Here is a 16,914-nt window from a genome sequence, read left to right on the forward strand (position 1 = left end):
CGATGAGCAATTATCAATGAACAATTATCAGCGATCGCCGAACAATTACCAATTAATTATTGATTTCCACGATCGCGATGTTCCATTGTCCAAGTTGACTGGTTTGGAAGGCGACGGAACTCCCATCACCGCTAATGGTGGGGTTGCGAGAAGATCCGCGTACATTCGCCGTTAATAGCTGCGATCGCGAGGTTTGGCGATCGTAGACGTAAACATCGCTTCTGCCCCGTTCTGTGGAAATATAGGCCAGATAGCGACCGTCGGCACTGAGGGAGGGCTGATCTTGGACGGCGTTGCGGCGGTTGAGGTTGGGAAGAGGAATGAGGGTACTTTGTTGGCGATCGTAAAGGTAAATATTGCGCCGTCCGTTGCGATCGGAGGTAAAGGCTAAATAACGTCCGTCGCCACTGTAAGCAGGGTTTTCTTCGGGAGAATTACTATTGAGTCCACCCGTAGGAATTTGCGGACGAATAAATAAACCTCCGCAACTGTTCAAGAGAAAAGCAAGAAAAATAAGCTGAATAATTCGTTCTTTTTTCATGATTTCTTTGTAGTAAGTGTCTAGACAAAATCAAAGTAGTCATTGATAACTAGATCAAAAATATTATTTTCTCTCAAGAATATGTCCGATCTTTTACCTTGAAGTTAAAAGCGAAACAATTGCTACTGTGTGAATATTCTTAATATTTTTTATACTTAAACCACAAAGAAGGATAGTATATAATAGATTTTAGTTCAGTTTTACATTCACTAGAACCAAGAGAGGTAAATTGTGATGCCAAAACAATTATCTTTGTTTCCAGATGATTCAGATAAAGTAGGAAAATTTTTTAATCGCAAGCGCATTTGGTCTGCTGCCAAACACAGAATTTTACTAAGATATATACAAGCACACTGTTATAACAAAAATATAAACATAATATTGAAGATACAGATGGTTCTCCATTAATTGCATTAAAATGTGCAAAAGTTTTTAGTGAAGAAAAACGGGTCAATTTGCGCTGTTTTTTTGTAGAGCAATCTAAAAAAAATAATCAACAACTTCAACAAAATTGCCAAATATTTTCAGAAGATTTAACTTACAAAATTTATGAACCAAAGCCATTTTCAGATGCACTTCCTGAAATTCTAGCAGATTTACGACAAGATAATTATCCTACATTATTTTTCTTAGATACTTTTGCAGTAAAAGGATTAACATTTGAACATATTTGTGAAATCGGTAATTATATTAGCTCTAGTAAAGGGGAATTGTTTTTTTTATTTCATAACCGACAGATAGCACGCAATGCAGGTCAATCTACAACAACTTCATCAGAAAATCGAATGCAAAAAGCAGCAATTACATATAATCAACACTTAACTGCATTACTGGGTTTAGATTCGGAAGAATTATGGAAAAGAAAATGGAATGAACTCAAAAATCAACCACAAGAATTTGAAAAATGGGCGCTTGAATATTTTAAAAAACGAATACGAAAACAAACTCAATTTAGAGGAGTTACAAGTTTTGAAATCAAGGAAATATATAATGATAGCAGACCTCAATATAGTATTATTGTTTGTAGCAACCATCCTGAGAGAGCATTTGGAACTTTTTTAAATGAATTTGTGTGGGATGAAGAAAGATTACTATTTTTTCAAGAAGATAAAGCAAAACAATTTGCACGACCTCTACAAAAAGCATGGGACAATGAAAATGCAAGGAGAATTGCCAAGATAGAATCTAAATCGATTGAATTGTTAAAAACTATCAATAAAAGTAACCAATGGATATCTTTAGATAAAGCTGTTACAAGAATAATATTAGAAATTCCAGAGCTTGGATTTCTCAAAAGATCGCATTATCGGGATATATTAATCAAGCTATGGAAAAATGGAATCTTGGATTTAAGAAAACCCGGTAAGAAACAGCCTTATACATGGAATAGTGAAATTAAATTTTTAGAATAATGTTGGAGTAAGTATTTTTTTGTTTCGCTTACTAGCTATACTCTGTTTCCACTTCTTTTGATGTTGTTCCCATGCTGCCGGCATTTCATCCCATATTTGTTGGTCTAATGTCCTTCCTCCAGATTTAGGCGTTCTTCCTCCCCATTGTTTAAAGAAAAAAGCAACATTACTAGCTTGACATTGTTCGCGTATATTGCTTGCCCATTCTGCCTTCATTAAACGGTGTTTATTGCCAGATTCCCCACCCACAATAACCCAATGAATCCCCGTCAAATCAAGGTCTAAATCACCCAAAAGAGGTTCGCAAGATAAAAATCTAACTTTTGCTGGAACTTCTCGCAAACAATCAACGCGCTTCACATAATCTTGATTTTCAACTGAAACTCCTAACCAAATATTTTCATACCATTCTAGTTCATTAGCTAATTGAACAATGCGTTCGTGTCGTTTCGTTAAAATTTGATAAATATGCCAAGGCGTTTCTCGCATTACATCAAAAACTTGTTTCAGGAAAGATAGAGGAACTTCTTCATGAAAAAGATCGCTCATCGAATTGACAAAAATTCGACTGGGTTTGCGCCAGCGTTTGGGTTCTTGCAAGCGTTCTTCATGAAATTGTAGTTCAAAACCTTTAGGGAAATTATGGGTAAAACGTTGTGTAATTGCTTCTGCATAACAATGAAGACAACCCGGACTAACCTTATTACAGCCTGTTGTTGGATTCCAAGTTCTGTCTGTCCATTCAATTCCTGTATGCGTACTAACCATCGTTTTATTTTTTACCTTGCTGGTAGTCGTTTTACTATTAATTCTTTGATGAGTTTAGAGCATTTTTATCCATTCTCCTACAAAGATATTTACAAATGCTAGAAAATCCTTAAGAATTCTATCTTAACTCAAATTGAATACCAATTCAATACAAAAGTTCTGTAAAAATTGACAACGCGATCGCAATTCTCTGCACATGATAGGATCGGGCGATCGAGCAGTTGAAAAGGTTGTAGCGTAGGGAGCTATCAAATTACAAGGGCTACTGAAATTGGCGCGATCGCATTCCCATCAGAAATTGCACCCCAACATTCAGAGAGACAAAAATATTCTAGCGTTGGGGTTGCGATCGCTCAACAAATCCAATATAATTGAACTAACATCGAGAGCTTTGTTCTAACCTTGCAATCTGGGCAGTGGATCGCTGTCCTTGCGCTAAGCCAGACCAAGCATCACTAGCCCGGTCGTTACTGTACGGTCATTCACCACTATACGTCTCGCCCGGTTTGACTTCACCAGAAGTGTAGGAGACGTATAGTGGTGAGACCGCTTGAGTTGACCGATCTAGTCCCGAGGGGTTTACGAAGGGGAAAACGAACTCTTGGTGTTTTTATTAGAGACGAATTTTTGAGGCTTGACGGGCGCGATCGATCAGTTTTTGTGGTGGATCGCGACGAGAAATTCCCACACGAGAGATTCGGTAATCATTGTGAAACCGATTGATTCTATGTATTTTATCGTTATATAAATATCCCGATCGGTAGTATTGAGCAGTATAAACGGTAACTCGACTATTGACGCGATTATAAGGATAGGCAAAATGTAAAGCGACTGTGTTGGTCGTCGTTTCTGCAATACATTTTTGTAGTTTACTTTGAGACTCTTGAAGCTCAAATTCTAACTCTGAAATGGGAATTTTTGTTAAATTCACATGATTAACTCCGGCAGATTGGACATCATAAAAGCCTTTGCTAAATCCATCTTTGATGCGATCGCAGTTGAGATATTCTACATTACTCTTAGATTTTTTTCGTTCCATAAAAGCTGGATTTAAAAATAAAACAATCGGGATTTTGAGATTGTACTTTTCTTCCAGTTTTTCTAAAAGTGGCAAAACAAACGCATTGATATTTTCATAACCATCATCAAAAGTCAGCATCACCGGACGCTGACCAATATATTTTTCTGGAATTGTTTTCGCTTTAACTAAAAAATAATCATAAAGATCTTGAGAGGATAAAAACCAGTATTTCTCTTGGATTAAATATTCAAGAACTTCTTCTAAATCTTGCAGTGAATAATCGAGATAAGCTGCCCGAGAAGGTAAGCGATCGGGATCGGTGCGATCGACGATACTATGAAAGCCAAAAATAGGGATTTTGAAAGATCTTGTCTCAATCGTACAAAAAACAATTGCGATCGCTAAAAGTATGGTAAAGGAAAAACCGCAATATTTTTGTGTTCGATTCAGTAATTTTAATGTTTTCATGTTATCCTTTATTTGAGATAATAATTAATAATAGGTTGTAACTTGATCTCAACAAGGTAAGATAAACTCAAAAGAAGAGTGATTTTAATCAGAGAAATAAGCCAAAAATTGTCAAGATAAGTATCGAGTTTCCATTGCATTAAAATCGGATAGTGAAAGATATATAAAGCATAAGAAATAGGAGCGATTATTGTAAATATACCAAATATTCTGTCGAAAAATATCATTTTATAATTGTACCAAATTAACGCAATTACTAAGATAAGAAATGCGATCAAAAAGTGACGGAATATCAAAAAAGGGTAAAATCCAAGTTCGATCTTTCCTGCCGAAAACACAGGAGTTGCTGTTAGAATACACATGAAAAAAAGACAGAAAAAGATTGGTTTTATTTTTGCTAAAGGCAAGCGATTATAACGAATAAAAATATCAGCAATTTCCACTCCAGACCACCAAATTATAAAATAAGAAAGAATCAAGGAGATTTGATTGGGAACAATTAAATAAAAACAGTAAGAAAATATAGACAATCCCAGAACTAAATAGATTCTTTTTGCATTTTTAAATATAGTATTATATATCAAAAAGAACAACATATAAAACCACCACTCATAACTTAAACTCCATAATGGGAGATTTCCTAGAAAAGGATCGAACCATGTTCCGGGTTTTAAAAAAGCGATATCTTGTAACATTACTAAATTACCTAAAAACTCAAACCATGAAAAATTATTTTTTAATTTATGGTTAAACAAAAAAATCAATATTGAAATCAAAAAAGCGATAAAAACTGGAAAATATATTCGTCTAAATCGCCGAACAAAATAATACCTTAAACTTAATACATTTTGTTTGTGACAAGATAAATAAACAACAAAACCACTCAAGAGAAAAAAGACCATTACAGCCTCTTGCCCAAAAGAGAAAAATACTGTTTTGAATGTCTCTGGCAGAAAATCAAAGTCTTCTATCCAATGATAAATTACAACATACAGAGCGGCAAACCCGCGCAAGCTATCGAGCTTTCGGATATGTTTTTTTACCATCAAAACTCCTCAATAAAACTATTTTTTTGATTCAAAAATTGACAATGCAGACTTGTCAAGATGCCCTCATGATTATTTCTGACCCGTGTTAATGCGACTGGCTTTACGATCGCTAACCTTAGTATTAATTGGAATTTTCTGCAAATTCAATGGTAGGTTTGAGGTAGTAAGTTGAGAGATCGCGCGATCGCAATAGCTTACCTTATTTGTGCAGCTTGTTTTTTACCCCTTTAACCCATGTCCAACAACAATACAGGCTCGTTTATCGGCGGCGTGCTGATCGGTAGCGCGATCGGCACGGTCATCGGTGTTTTAATTGCGCCGCGCTCTGGTCGAGAAACGCGACAAATCCTGAAAAAATCTGCCGATGCTCTACCGGAATTAGCTGAAGATTTATCGGCGACAATTCAATTACAAACCGATCGCCTGTCAGAGTCAGCCGTGCAAAGCTGGGAGGAAACCCTCATTCGCTTGCAAGAAGCGATCGCAGCAGGGATGGAAGCCAGCCAGATGAAAAGCCAAGAATTAACCCAGCCGCGTAATGTTACGATAGAGTCTTCTTCTGCGAATTCTAATAACCCCCTGTAAACCTTAATGGCGAAGGGATAATTGACATCAATGCTCGATCCTTTATTTTGGCTCGGCCTCTCCCTTTTATTGGTCGCTGTCAGTTTAACCGCAGTTTTAATCGCCGCACTCCCCGCATTTCGAGAAATTGCCAGAGCCGCGCGAAGTGCAGAAAAGTTATTTGATACCTTACGGCGAGAGTTTCCTCCGACTTTAGATGCCATTCGCTTGACAGGTTTGGAAATTAGTGAATTGACTGATGATATTAATGATGGGGTCAACAGCGCCACAGGGGTAGTTAAACAGGTTGATGAGAGCTTGACTTCGGTACGACAAAACGCAAAAAAAGTGGGAGTCGGGACAAAAAGCGCGATCGCAGGAGTGCAGGCCGCTTGGCAAACCCTGAATGGTTCTAATGCTAGAGTACCGAGCGATCGCTTGCTACCTTCTCCCAAACCTGCTTTAGAGCCGCGCGATCGCCAAGAGAACAGTGACCAGTGAACAGCAAACGGTGAACTGAGAAAAGATGCAGGAAGAGCACCTCAAACACCTGATTGATACGGTATGTCAATCTCCTAAAAATAGTTTGATTTGGCGCAAGGCAATGAATCGGCTTTTGCTGGAAATTCAAAATCTTCCCGGTTTGACCCGCTCGACTCATCCTGATTATCCCACAGTTTTAAACGATATTCTCCTGCGATTAGCGGAGGAAATTCACGAGTTTGCACCTCAACAGTCTTCTTTAACGGCAAGTTTAGTGACATGGATCGAGCTTAAATTGCGGCTTAAGTATGCAGTACGAGATTTGCATCTCTCGGGGCGATCGCGATCGCGCAAAACGCCTACAACCATCAAAGAGGAATTTCGCGAGCAAAGCCGCAAAACTCCCCTCTCGTTAGATACTCCAGTAACATTAGAAGCAAAAGAAACTTTTAGCGATCGCCTTTCTTCTCCTCTGGCCAACTTTTGGGAATTACAAGCAGAAATCGAACGAGAGCAACAACAGCAAAAAAATGTCAGAATTGGAGTGAAGTTACAAGACTATATCGATCGCGATCCCGAGAAAAAGCTGCAAGGCTGTCATCCCAAAGCCCATCCTCGCTGTCATTGCCAAATATTAGCTCAACGCTTGTTACTCAAACAACCTCCCGATCGCTTAGTACAAATTGCACAAGAGTTTGAGGTCAAATATCACACTTTAAACTGGCATTGGCACAATAAAGCATTACCCTTGTTGCGTTCTCTTGCGATTGAACTTGGCTATAAACAGTGAATAGTGAACAGTTATCAGTAAATAGTTATCAGAGAAACAATGAGTCAACAACCAATAACCAATAATCAACAACTATTAAAAATTCCTTTATTGCCAAGCGATCGCGATCTTGCTAAGCAATTTGCAGCCGAGCAAGCAACACCGGAAAAAGGCTTGCAAGTCTATTTGAATACACTTTCTGTATTGGCAGTATATCGTTATTTAAACTGGCTACAAATTGAAACGGATGTGACCCGAGGAGATTGCTGGAATGCGGGTTTGAGGGCAATGTTTGATGTGGCGGATTTACTGTTACCCAATGGTGAAAAAATCGAATGTCGTTGGCTGCGATCGCCAACTGAGAACATTACGATCCCTACGGAAGTGCGCCGCGATCGCTTAGGAGTTATGGGTTTAGAATTGGGAAACACCCTTGATGAAGTTAAGTTATTGGGCTTTTTTCCGACTGACTCAGAACTACCCGCAGAAATTAACCCGAACAATCTGCAAAGTTTAGATGTCTTTTTAGAAGCTTTAGAAAGTACCTTTAAAGATACCTCTCTTGTTTATTTGAGAGAATGGTTGCAGGGGATTTTTACAGAAGGATGGGATGCGATCGGCAATTTTGCTTGGCCTCAAATCCCTGCTTTAGCTTTTCGACAAGATATAATTCAACGTGCCAAAATTCTCGATTTTGAGATGCCGATTATGCTTTCTATTTCGTTGCGATCGGAAATAGAGAATAAATTAACTATTACTGTGCAGTTATGTCCTAGCGATCGCGATCGCGATTTACCCTCACAACTTAAATTACAGGTTTTTACGGGAGAAGGAGAATTATTTCGGGAAATTATTGCTCGCGATCGCGATCGGTTGATTCAGTACGAATTTCGCGGTAATTTTGGCGAAGAATTTAATATTCAAGTCATATCAAATGATAGAAATTTTACAGAAATTTTTAAAATCTAAAGGATAAGTTCTAGCAAATAATAGATTCCAAAATTGTGATTGCTTTTTTGACATTGTTATAGTGTTTTTGAATCTGTGTGTAAGTTATGCCAACACTTTTACCATGAGCTATTTTATGGCGATTTGCGATTACCGTATCTATTGAATTTTTAATTTCATCAACTATAGAACTTTGGGCTGCAATTCGATCGTTGAAATTCGTTGCCCATTGACGATCGAAGCTCTCCAATATTGTATTTATTTTACTCGTCTTACAATTAGTTATTTTTTTATGTGTCCTGCCAAAAATTTTTGTATTTTAGGGGAAGATGTATTGCTTGCGTAGTCTTCTAACAGTACCCTCAAAGAGGCTTCTATAAAACCTGAAACTAAGATGCAAAGATATCTAGACCATTCACTTTGATCTTGTGGATCTGAAAATCGAGAAACTCTCTGAAATAAGTTATCTAGCTTTTGTTTATGAGTATGTATATCACGCTTCATTTGCTAGTGTTTTTATAAATATTTTTTGCTAATTCAAGTCTCTCTTTGAGATTCTTTGTAGTAGTAGTAGAAGCCCGAGAGAGTGATTGAAAATCCTCATTACTGATTAAAGATTCCCAGAATTTTTTAAAATGCAAACCATCTGATTGACTTAAAACCTCTTGAGCAACCACAAGCATAATACTCTCAAAAAGGGGTATATTGAAATTTTTATCTCTCAGGAATGTTGTCTCTCCAGTACACTCAATAATGAAATCGATTACCTCAAGAAATAGACTTTTCATCTCATCCAATGAAATAGTTTCACCATCTTTATTTTCGAGCATGAAGTCATTCAAGAAGTTGACCATTTTTCCATTATATTTATCTAGATTATAATGCAGCGCGAAGAATCTTAAAATAAGCTCTTGCAAAGTAACTGACTGACCAGCTTTCTGACATAAGTTTTGCCATTCTTTACGGTCTGATAACTCTTGAAGAAGTTTACTAAATTTTCCACGATATATCGCATTTCGGATCTCTTGAGGCTCGAGTTTTATATTCGTTGTATTAAGCCTTTCAAATAAGTGATAGATTCCTCGTAGATCGTAGTTCTCAGAAATTATTATACAGTGTACAATCGAATTATCTAACGCACGTCGTTGTGAAATCGATAGAGTAGAATAGTTTAAGCCTTGGAGTTCAGTTACAACATCCTTTAATTTAAAAGGTTTGCCATTAGTAGGAAAAATCCCCTTATAAAATGCCTGCAATGTTTTGAGCCTTTGTTGACCATCAATAACTAAATATTGATTAGAAAATTTGTCTTTTGCCAAGAAAAGAGAAGGTGTTGGCAATCCAAGAAGTAAAGATTCTATAAATCGACAAGCCTCTGTTTCTTTCCAAACATATCCTCTCTGAAAATTTGGGATTACAAAGTCCTCAGAATTCATCCTTTGGACAAGTACATCCACAGGGAAATCTGCTCCATAGTATTCTACTTCGAGTCGGCCTTCTTTATTTTCTGTGATTTTATGGTCTGTCATATTTGTGATGTTGACGTGCTTATCCAGCCAAAGCATCCAAGAGCAATAAACTTTTAGAGTTGTCTACAAGCTATACTTCTCCCATTGTACTCCTTGATAAACAAAAAAATATTTTTTGAGTCTGAGGACTTACCTAGCGGCGATCGCTCGCATATTGCTCGATCCACTCCCGTAAAATTGGATTGACAATTTCCGGGGCTTCATCTTGAGGACAATGCCCCAATCCTTCCAAAGAAATAAACTGTTGAATAGTTGGAAACTCGGCGAATTTTTGCCCTAACTCAATCGGTTCCCACGGGTCTTCCGTTCCCCATAAAACGATCGCGGGACAAGGTAAAATCGGAATCAAATCCTCGGGCAAGGGTCCGCGAGAATAGTTAGTAAAGGCAATAAAAACATCCGCAGCCCCCGGATCGGCAGCAGGCTTCATTAAAATATCGATTAATTCATCGGTCACGGCTTCCTTGCGATGATATGCCTGCAAAAGAATATTTTTAACAATATTGGGTTTGGCTAACTGTTGAAAAAAGAAATGTCCAAACCATTTTTGTTTGAGTAATTGCTGCATTATCGGTGCAGAGAGTTGTTGATACCAAGGTAATTCTTGACGCTTGCGATCGTGCAGCAAACGCAAGGAAAAATTAATGGCAGCCACCCCTAAAACCCAATCGGAATGAGAAACTGCTGTTTGCATGGCAACAATACAGCCAATCGAATTTCCCACTAAAAAAGCGGGAGACCCGATAACTTCTCGACAAAAATCGGCGATTTGTTGCGCCCAAGTATCAAACGTATAATCAATTTCTCTCTCGGGTTGGGGTTTTGCCGAACCGCCAAAACCAATTAAATCGATCGCATAACAACGCATAGTTTGACCCAAAACGGGGAGATTGTTGCGCCAGTGTCCCCAAGATGCCCCAAAACCGTGAATGAGAACGACTGCAGCCCCTTCTGTACCGCAACTTTGATAGCAAATATCGAACCCTTTCCATTGCCAGACTTTCGGAATTGTATTGTTTTGCATAGTTTCTGCTGTTGTCATGGCGATCGCTCCCGATTTTTTCCCCGTTCGATCTTGTAGAATAACAGAAAAGCATTGAATCTTTCCTCAATCCTCGGCATGATAGCAATAACAACCGTTCCTCTCGAGATCGAGTGGGAAAAATTACCCGAAGACTACATTCTCCCCGATGACCCCGTGGATAACATCAACCAACCCCTCCTAGCCGAAGCCCTAAGCGAAAGCCTCGAATTGGCAGGAAGAATCTCAGAAAATGTCCTGACTGGCACGAATTACGGCATCTGTGCCACCGTTAATAGCAAAATGGTCGTAAAAGCCCCCGATTGGTTCTACGTTCCCTCAATCCGCGTGCCGAGAGTAGAAATCGATCGCAGTTATACCCCCCAACTACAAGGCGAAGTTCCCGCGATCGTGATGGAATTTCTCTCAGAAACCGAAGGAACAGAATATTCCACCAAACCGACCTATCCCCCCGGCAAATGGTTCTTCTACGAACAGGTTTTGCGCGTTCCGACTTATGCGATTTTTAATCTCGCCGAGGGCATTTTGGAAGTGTATCGCCTCGATTCCTCGGGACGCTATCGTGAAGAAACCCCTAATGCAGAAAATCTCTATTGGATTCCCGAAATTTCTCTATTTCTGGGACTCTGGCAGGGAACGCGACGCAATCGAACTGGAGATTGGTTACGCTGGTGGGATGAAAATGACACCCTGTTACCGTGGGGATCGGAATTAGTTCAACAGGAACGAGAACGCGCCGAACAAGAGCGAGAACGCGCCGATCGCCTTCTCGCCCAACTGCGAGCAGCTAACATCGAACCCAATCTAGAGTAATGGTGACCTACGCAGACATCCAAGCCGCCGCCGATCGCCTTGCTGGAGTTGCCCATCGCACTCCCATCATGACCTCTCGGCAATTTAACGACAAAACCCACAGTCAAGTTTTTTTCAAGTGCGAAAACTTTCAGCGCATCGGTGCGTTTAAATTTCGCGGTGCTTATAATGCCCTATCTCAACTGTCTTCAGATGACAAACAAAAAGGAGTTGTCACTTATTCTTCTGGAAATCACGCCCAAGCGGTGGCTTTATCCGGCAAACTTCTCGATATTCCTACCACAATTGTGATGCCGAGAGATGCCCCAGAGGTGAAAATAGCAGCAACAAGAAGCTATGGAGCCGAGATTATCCTCTACGATCGCGCCGAAGCCGTTCGGGAAACAGTTGCTCGAGAACTCTGCCAAGAACGCGGTGCAACCCTTATTCCGCCGTACAATCATCCTCATATTATTGCTGGACAGGGAACGACAGCCAAAGAACTTATTGAAGCGGTGGGAGAGCTAGATTTATTATTAGTTTGTTGTGGAGGTGGAGGGCTACTTTCCGGTTGTGCGATCGCGACAAAAACGCTCTTACCCAATTGTCGCGTTATCGGTGTAGAACCAGAAGCAGGAGACGACGCAAAGCGATCGTTTTACAGCAAAATTTTGCAAAGAATAGAAAACCCCGACACTATTGCCGATGGGGCGCGAACTCCCTCCCTCGGCTCTCTAACCTTTCCCCTTATTTTAGAGTATGTTGATGATATGGTAACGGTTAGCGATCGCGACCTCTTACAAACGATGTTTTTCCTCTGGGAACGTTTAAAAATTGTCGTCGAACCCACGGGAGCATTAGCGGCAGCAGCCTTATTCAATCAAAGCCTGCACGCTCCGGGAAAACGAATTGGCGTAACAATTAGCGGTGGTAATATCGAACTCAAAAAATTAGTAACTTTTCTCAACTTAACTTAACATGTAATCCGGATTTAGAGCAATCGATTGCTGAGTTCATTGTTATTAATAAGTATTGTTTTCGTGTTGGCGTAAAAAGAGAATCATTATTAAGTAAAGACGAATGAGCAAACAAACCATTATCTGCATAAATGAAAAGAGCGAAATTTTGATTGCTTTGCAAGAACAATTGCAGGCAGGATTACAAGATGATTGTCCCTCTTCCAAGGAACGCCTCGCGAGACTCCCCTTTAAGGAACGTTATACGATTGAAGTGGCAGAAAGTGGAGAACAAGCCCTAGAAATTTTACGGGAGTTACAAGTAAAAGGTGAAGAAATTCCCTTTATTATTTGCGATCGCATTCTGTTCGGAAAGCAAAAAGAAGAATTGCTTGTGAAACTGCACGAGATCGCCCCTCAAATCTTGAAAATTTTGTTAACCGGAGAAACAGAGGCCAAAATCATCGGCAATCTCGTTAACAAAGCCAATATCTATCGCTATCTCGCTAAACCTTGGAATCCCCAAGAGTTGCGAGACATCATTCGCGAAACTCTTGAATATTACGAACAACAAAAACAACTCGCCGAACAAAATCACCTTTTGCAGAACTTAAACGTAACCCTAGAACGTAGTGCGATCGAACGAACCCTCGAATTGACGGCAACTAATCAAAAACTGCAAGAACAAATCAGCGAACGTAATGCCCTCACTGAAAAATTACGGGCATCCGAACAAAAAATTCGCGCAATTTTCGAGGCAATGACCGATATCGTTCTGATTGTAGACGAAGTAGGCAATATTGATATTGCCCCGACGAATACTCACTATAACGGAATTACTCATAAAAACCCCCTCGATCTCACTGTAGAGCGCTTTTTGCGCCACGACAATATTCAAGCTTGGCTCGAGCGAGTACAGCAAGTCGTGAGAGAACAAGAAACTCTCAATCTTGATTACAGTTTGCCCATTGGCGATCGCGAACTCTGGTTTTCTGCCAGTATCTCCCCATTACCAGAGCGATCGGCCATTTGGGTCGCCCGAGACATTACCCAACGCAAACAAGCCGAGGCCGCCCTCCAAGAGGCAAAAGAAGCTGCTGAACAGGCCAACACCGCCAAAAGCGCTTTTCTTGCCAATATGAGCCACGAATTGCGAACTCCTCTCAATGCCATTCTCGGATTTGCTCAATTATTGGTGAATGACAACACCATATCGAGCGATCGCCGCGAACAATTACAAATTGTCAAGCGCAGTGGCGAGCATTTACTCACCTTGATTAACGATATTCTCGAAATGGCCAAAATTGAGGCCGGACGGGTCACTCTCGATGAAACCGATTTTGATTTATATGTTTTACTCGATTCCCTCGAAGCCATGCTGCAATTCAAAGCAACCTCGAAAGATTTACGGTTGCTTTTCGAGATTGCCGAAGATGTACCTCAATACGTGCGAGCCGACCAACGGAAATTGCGTCAAGTTCTCATTAATTTACTCAGCAATGCTCTCAAATTTACCGAATTGGGATTTGTACAACTATCAGTAAACAGCGAACAGTTATCAACCCATAACCAACTTTACTTTGAAGTTCAAGATACGGGGGCAGGAATTGCGACTGAAGAACTCGAACTTCTCTTTGAACCTTTCGTGCAAACCGAAACCGGCCGACAATCTCAGGAAGGGACAGGATTGGGATTGCCTCTCAGCCGCCAATTCGTACAACTGATGGGAGGAAAGATCGGCGTGCGAAGTACCTTGGGAGAAGGCAGTACTTTTTTCTTCAATATTGATATCGGGATTTTAGATGCTGCTTCCATCCAAAACGATCGCCCCAATCAACGTATCATTGGATTAGCTGATGAGGAAACCGTTTATCGCATTCTCATTGCCGACGATCGCAGAGAAAGCCGTCAGCTGCTCGGGAATATTCTTTCGCCTTTGGGGTTTGACCTGCGCGAGGCTGTCAATGGCGTAGATGCGATCGCGCAATGGCAAGCATGGAAACCCCATCTTATTTTAATGGATATGCGAATGCCCGTCATGAATGGTTATGAAGCAACTCAGCAAATTAAATCTCACATTGAAGGCCAAGCAACTGCCATTATTGCCTTGACTGCAAGCGTTTTCGATCGCGATCGCACCGTCACCCTCGCTGCTGGATGCGATGATTTTATTTGTAAGCCCTTCCAAACGGAAGAACTCCTACAAAAAATGGCAACTCACTTGGGAGTGCGTTATCTTTATGAAAAAACGCCAACTCTCTCACACCCCAAATCTACCCAGAAACAAAGCAATTTTTCTCTAACTTCAGATAAATTAGTTTCTTTGTCTCCAAAATGGTTGCACCAATTGTACCGGGCAGCGGAGGTGGCCGATGACGAACAAATTTTGCGTCTCATTGCCGAACTTCCCGATCCTCATAGCGCGATCGGTGAAAGTTTGGCTGAATTGGCCAAGCAATTTCGCTGCGATCGAATTATCGAACTCCTCGACGCAATTGAATTTTAATGATTAGTTGTTGACGATCGCTGCTGGGTTATTTGGTTTTGTACAACAAGCAACGAATAACAAAATTAATGAAAGGTAATATTCTCATTGTTGACGATACACCCGAAAATCTTCAAGTGTTATCTGCCACCTTATCCCGAGAAGGTTATAAGGTACGTGGGGTGGTGAATGGGTTTATGTCTTTGAGAGTGGCAAAGTCTGGCGCGATCGATCTGATTTTACTCGATATCAAAATGCCAGACATGGATGGTTATGAAGTTTGCGAAAAATTAAAATCCAATCCCGTAACTTCAGAAATTCCCGTTATTTTTATTAGTGCCTTAGATGCTGCTTTAGACAAAGTTCGTGCGTTTCAAGTCGGCGGTAGCGATTATATTACCAAACCTTTTCAAGTCCCTGAAGTTTTAGCCAGAGTTAAAAATCAGTTAACCATCCGACGATTGCAACAAGAACGACAACAACACAATCAAAAACTACAACAAGAAATAGAAGAACGCAAAAAGGCAGAACTGGCTGCCGATCGCGCCTTACAGGCAAAAAGCGAATTTTTAACCAATATGAGTCACGAACTCCGCACGCCTCTCAATGTTATTTTGGGATTTACTCAACTGATGAGTCGAGATATAACAATTGAAAAAGAACAACAAGAAAACTTAAACATTATTAATCGCAGTGGAGAACATTTGCTGAGTTTAATTAATGATATTTTAGATCTATCAAAAATTGAATCTGGGGCAATTATTTTTCAAGAGAATGCTTTCGATCTATACCAATTACTCGATAATTTAGAAGCGATGTTTTTACTGGCAGCAGAACGTAAAGGAATCCGACTCCGTTTTGCGATCGCAGCCGATGTTCCTCATTATATTAAAACCGACGAAAAGAAACTCCGTGGTTGTTTGATTAATCTTTTAAATAATGCGATTAAATTTACCAATTCAGGTTCGGTAACGCTACGAGTCTTTTTAATGAATCATGAAGAACAAGCAACCACAAATAACCAGCCTCAAATAACTCACTCTTTGACTTCTCTCGGGGCAAGTCAGAAAATCTATTTTGCAATTGAAGATACGGGATGCGGGATTGCCTCAGAAGAAATCGATCGCTTATTTGAGGCATTCGTACAAGCTGAAGCTGGACGAAAAGCAGTAGAAGGGACGGGTTTGGGGTTAACCATTACTCGTCAATTTATTACATTAATGGGCGGAAAAATTTCTGTTCGGAGCAATTTGGGTCGAGGCAGTATCTTTGAGTTTTATATTACGCCTACGATTACCGAGACCTTACCTGTAGATAAAACTCCCACTCAGCGTGTTATTGGACTGAAAGACCCCAATATCGCTTATCGGATTTTAGTGGTTGACGATACGCGAGAAAACTGTCTGCTTTTAAAGAAATTACTGCAACCCATCGGCTTTAATGTACGAGAAGCGATGAATGGGAGAGAGGCGATCGCCATTTGGGAAACATGGTATCCTCATTTAATTCTTATGGATACGCGCATGCCTATTGTCAATGGCTATGAAGCAACTCGGGAAATTCGGAAACGAGAGAAACTGTCGTTAAGGATTCGGGATTCGGATTTAGAAATGAACTCCCCAACCCAATCCCTCAAACCCAACCCAACTATTATTATCGCTTTAACCGCAAGTATTTTTGAAGAACAGCGAGGAACAATGTTAGAAGCTGGATGTAATGATTTTATTCATAAACCGTTTCAAGAAGCGACTTTACTGGACAAAATCGCAACATATCTGAGCCTGTCTTACCGTTTTGACGATCGCTCTACCCGTGAAACTTTTTATCGGACTGCAGGTATCTCAGAGCGATCGGATCGTTTTTTTCTCTCAGAGCTTAAAAAAATCCCGCGAACTTGGGTTAAAAATCTTTATCGCTATGCCAATGAAATTAATGAAGAATCGACACTACAATTAATTGAGGAAATTCGCGATCGCGCTCCGGCTTTAGCTGAAGAATTACAAGATTTATATGACGATTCTCGATTTGATATTATGGTTCGTATAGCCCAAAAAGTTATCAAGAACCTTAAAAATTAATTAATATTA

16 protein-coding genes are annotated in these 16,914 nt (G+C 40.1%); 9 read left to right on the plus strand and 7 right to left on the minus strand.

Translation table 11 applies throughout. The features are described from left to right. Positions 1-52 precede the first annotated feature (52 nt). On the minus strand, positions 53-541 hold the full coding sequence (locus AC6RV6_RS12645) for a TolB family protein (protein ID WP_500241206.1): 489 nt from the start codon (positions 539-541) through the stop codon (positions 53-55). 407 nt (positions 542-948) lie between these two features. Between AC6RV6_RS12645 and tcmP the strand changes: the two genes are divergently transcribed. Next, positions 949-1,953 (plus strand): three-Cys-motif partner protein TcmP, encoded by a 1,005-nt coding sequence (gene tcmP / locus AC6RV6_RS12650; protein WP_500241245.1) that lies wholly within the window; start codon positions 949-951, stop codon positions 1,951-1,953. Here tcmP and AC6RV6_RS12655 read toward each other — a convergent pair. From AC6RV6_RS12655 to AC6RV6_RS12665, 3 genes are all read right to left on the minus strand, one after another. Continuing rightward, positions 1,945-2,721: a DUF5131 family protein gene (locus tag AC6RV6_RS12655; RefSeq protein ID WP_500241207.1), complete on the minus strand. Its 777-nt coding sequence runs from the start codon at positions 2,719-2,721 to the stop codon at positions 1,945-1,947. The genes tcmP and AC6RV6_RS12655 overlap by 9 nt on opposite strands. Positions 2,722-3,334: 613 nt before the next feature. Then, positions 3,335-4,210, minus strand: coding sequence for a polysaccharide deacetylase family protein (locus AC6RV6_RS12660; RefSeq protein WP_500241208.1), 876 nt, complete (start codon positions 4,208-4,210; stop codon positions 3,335-3,337). A gap of 8 nt (positions 4,211-4,218) precedes the next feature. Then, entirely contained in the window at positions 4,219-5,256 is a 1,038-nt protein-coding gene (locus AC6RV6_RS12665; RefSeq protein WP_500241209.1) for an acyltransferase family protein, read from the minus strand. A gap of 237 nt (positions 5,257-5,493) precedes the next feature. On the opposite strand from AC6RV6_RS12665, the gene AC6RV6_RS12670 reads away from it, so the two are divergent. The 4 genes from AC6RV6_RS12670 to AC6RV6_RS12685 are packed head-to-tail and all read left to right on the plus strand — an operon-like array spanning position 5,494 to position 8,044. Continuing rightward, the gene (locus AC6RV6_RS12670) at positions 5,494-5,844 is read left to right on the plus strand and encodes a YtxH domain-containing protein (RefSeq protein ID WP_500241210.1); all 351 of its coding nucleotides are present in this window, start codon (positions 5,494-5,496) and stop codon (positions 5,842-5,844) included. A 30-nt stretch (positions 5,845-5,874) separates the two neighbouring features. Continuing rightward, complete coding sequence (locus tag AC6RV6_RS12675) at positions 5,875-6,324, plus strand: DUF948 domain-containing protein (RefSeq protein ID WP_500241211.1); 450 nt, start codon at positions 5,875-5,877, stop codon at positions 6,322-6,324. Between the two features lie 25 nt (positions 6,325-6,349). Beyond that, entirely contained in the window at positions 6,350-7,096 is a 747-nt protein-coding gene (locus AC6RV6_RS12680) for a hypothetical protein (protein ID WP_500241212.1), read from the plus strand. A 39-nt stretch (positions 7,097-7,135) separates the two neighbouring features. After that, positions 7,136-8,044, plus strand: coding sequence for a DUF1822 family protein (locus tag AC6RV6_RS12685; protein WP_500241213.1), 909 nt, complete (start codon positions 7,136-7,138; stop codon positions 8,042-8,044). Between the two features lie 10 nt (positions 8,045-8,054). On the opposite strand, the gene AC6RV6_RS12690 is transcribed toward AC6RV6_RS12685, so the two are convergent. From AC6RV6_RS12690 to AC6RV6_RS12700, 3 genes are all read right to left on the minus strand, one after another. Then, a complete protein-coding gene (locus AC6RV6_RS12690; protein WP_500241214.1) occupies positions 8,055-8,273 on the minus strand; it encodes a HEPN domain-containing protein in 219 nt (72 codons plus the stop codon). A gap of 250 nt (positions 8,274-8,523) precedes the next feature. Beyond that, positions 8,524-9,552, minus strand: coding sequence for a DUF262 domain-containing protein (locus tag AC6RV6_RS12695; protein ID WP_500241215.1), 1,029 nt, complete (start codon positions 9,550-9,552; stop codon positions 8,524-8,526). Between the two features lie 133 nt (positions 9,553-9,685). Then, positions 9,686-10,594 carry an alpha/beta fold hydrolase gene (locus AC6RV6_RS12700; RefSeq protein WP_500241216.1) on the minus strand — a complete coding sequence of 303 codons (909 nt, stop codon included), beginning with the start codon at positions 10,592-10,594 and terminating at the stop codon, positions 9,686-9,688. A 78-nt stretch (positions 10,595-10,672) separates the two neighbouring features. Between AC6RV6_RS12700 and AC6RV6_RS12705 the strand changes: the two genes are divergently transcribed. From AC6RV6_RS12705 to AC6RV6_RS12720, 4 genes are all read left to right on the plus strand, one after another. Continuing rightward, a complete protein-coding gene (locus AC6RV6_RS12705; protein ID WP_500241217.1) occupies positions 10,673-11,407 on the plus strand; it encodes a Uma2 family endonuclease in 735 nt (244 codons plus the stop codon). After that, a complete protein-coding gene (locus AC6RV6_RS12710) occupies positions 11,407-12,363 on the plus strand; it encodes a threo-3-hydroxy-L-aspartate ammonia-lyase (RefSeq protein WP_500241218.1) in 957 nt (318 codons plus the stop codon). The genes AC6RV6_RS12705 and AC6RV6_RS12710 overlap by 1 nt, the downstream gene beginning before the upstream one ends. A gap of 103 nt (positions 12,364-12,466) precedes the next feature. Continuing rightward, positions 12,467-14,848 carry a hybrid sensor histidine kinase/response regulator gene (locus AC6RV6_RS12715; RefSeq protein ID WP_500241219.1) on the plus strand — a complete coding sequence of 794 codons (2,382 nt, stop codon included), beginning with the start codon at positions 12,467-12,469 and terminating at the stop codon, positions 14,846-14,848. A 68-nt stretch (positions 14,849-14,916) separates the two neighbouring features. Then, positions 14,917-16,905 carry a response regulator gene (locus AC6RV6_RS12720; protein WP_500241220.1) on the plus strand — a complete coding sequence of 663 codons (1,989 nt, stop codon included), beginning with the start codon at positions 14,917-14,919 and terminating at the stop codon, positions 16,903-16,905. Positions 16,906-16,914: the final 9 nt, after the last annotated feature.

The organism is Spirulina sp. LEGE 11439 (assembly GCF_059821285.1).

Coding starts and splice junctions, on each gene's coding strand:
- AC6RV6_RS12710 (WP_500241218.1), top strand. CDS start 11,407: ATGGTGACCTACGCAGACATCCAAGCCGCCGCCGATCGCCTTGCTGGA.
- AC6RV6_RS12660 (WP_500241208.1), bottom strand. CDS start 4,210: ATGAAAACATTAAAATTACTGAATCGAACACAAAAATATTGCGGTTTT.
- AC6RV6_RS12695 (WP_500241215.1), bottom strand. CDS start 9,552: ATGACAGACCATAAAATCACAGAAAATAAAGAAGGCCGACTCGAAGTA.
- AC6RV6_RS12705 (WP_500241217.1), top strand. CDS start 10,673: ATGATAGCAATAACAACCGTTCCTCTCGAGATCGAGTGGGAAAAATTA.
- AC6RV6_RS12720 (WP_500241220.1), top strand. CDS start 14,917: ATGAAAGGTAATATTCTCATTGTTGACGATACACCCGAAAATCTTCAA.
- AC6RV6_RS12670 (WP_500241210.1), top strand. CDS start 5,494: ATGTCCAACAACAATACAGGCTCGTTTATCGGCGGCGTGCTGATCGGT.
- AC6RV6_RS12645 (WP_500241206.1), bottom strand. CDS start 541: ATGAAAAAAGAACGAATTATTCAGCTTATTTTTCTTGCTTTTCTCTTG.
- AC6RV6_RS12655 (WP_500241207.1), bottom strand. CDS start 2,721: ATGGTTAGTACGCATACAGGAATTGAATGGACAGACAGAACTTGGAAT.
- AC6RV6_RS12700 (WP_500241216.1), bottom strand. CDS start 10,594: ATGACAACAGCAGAAACTATGCAAAACAATACAATTCCGAAAGTCTGG.
- AC6RV6_RS12685 (WP_500241213.1), top strand. CDS start 7,136: ATGAGTCAACAACCAATAACCAATAATCAACAACTATTAAAAATTCCT.
- AC6RV6_RS12680 (WP_500241212.1), top strand. CDS start 6,350: ATGCAGGAAGAGCACCTCAAACACCTGATTGATACGGTATGTCAATCT.
- AC6RV6_RS12715 (WP_500241219.1), top strand. CDS start 12,467: ATGAGCAAACAAACCATTATCTGCATAAATGAAAAGAGCGAAATTTTG.
- AC6RV6_RS12665 (WP_500241209.1), bottom strand. CDS start 5,256: ATGGTAAAAAAACATATCCGAAAGCTCGATAGCTTGCGCGGGTTTGCC.
- AC6RV6_RS12675 (WP_500241211.1), top strand. CDS start 5,875: ATGCTCGATCCTTTATTTTGGCTCGGCCTCTCCCTTTTATTGGTCGCT.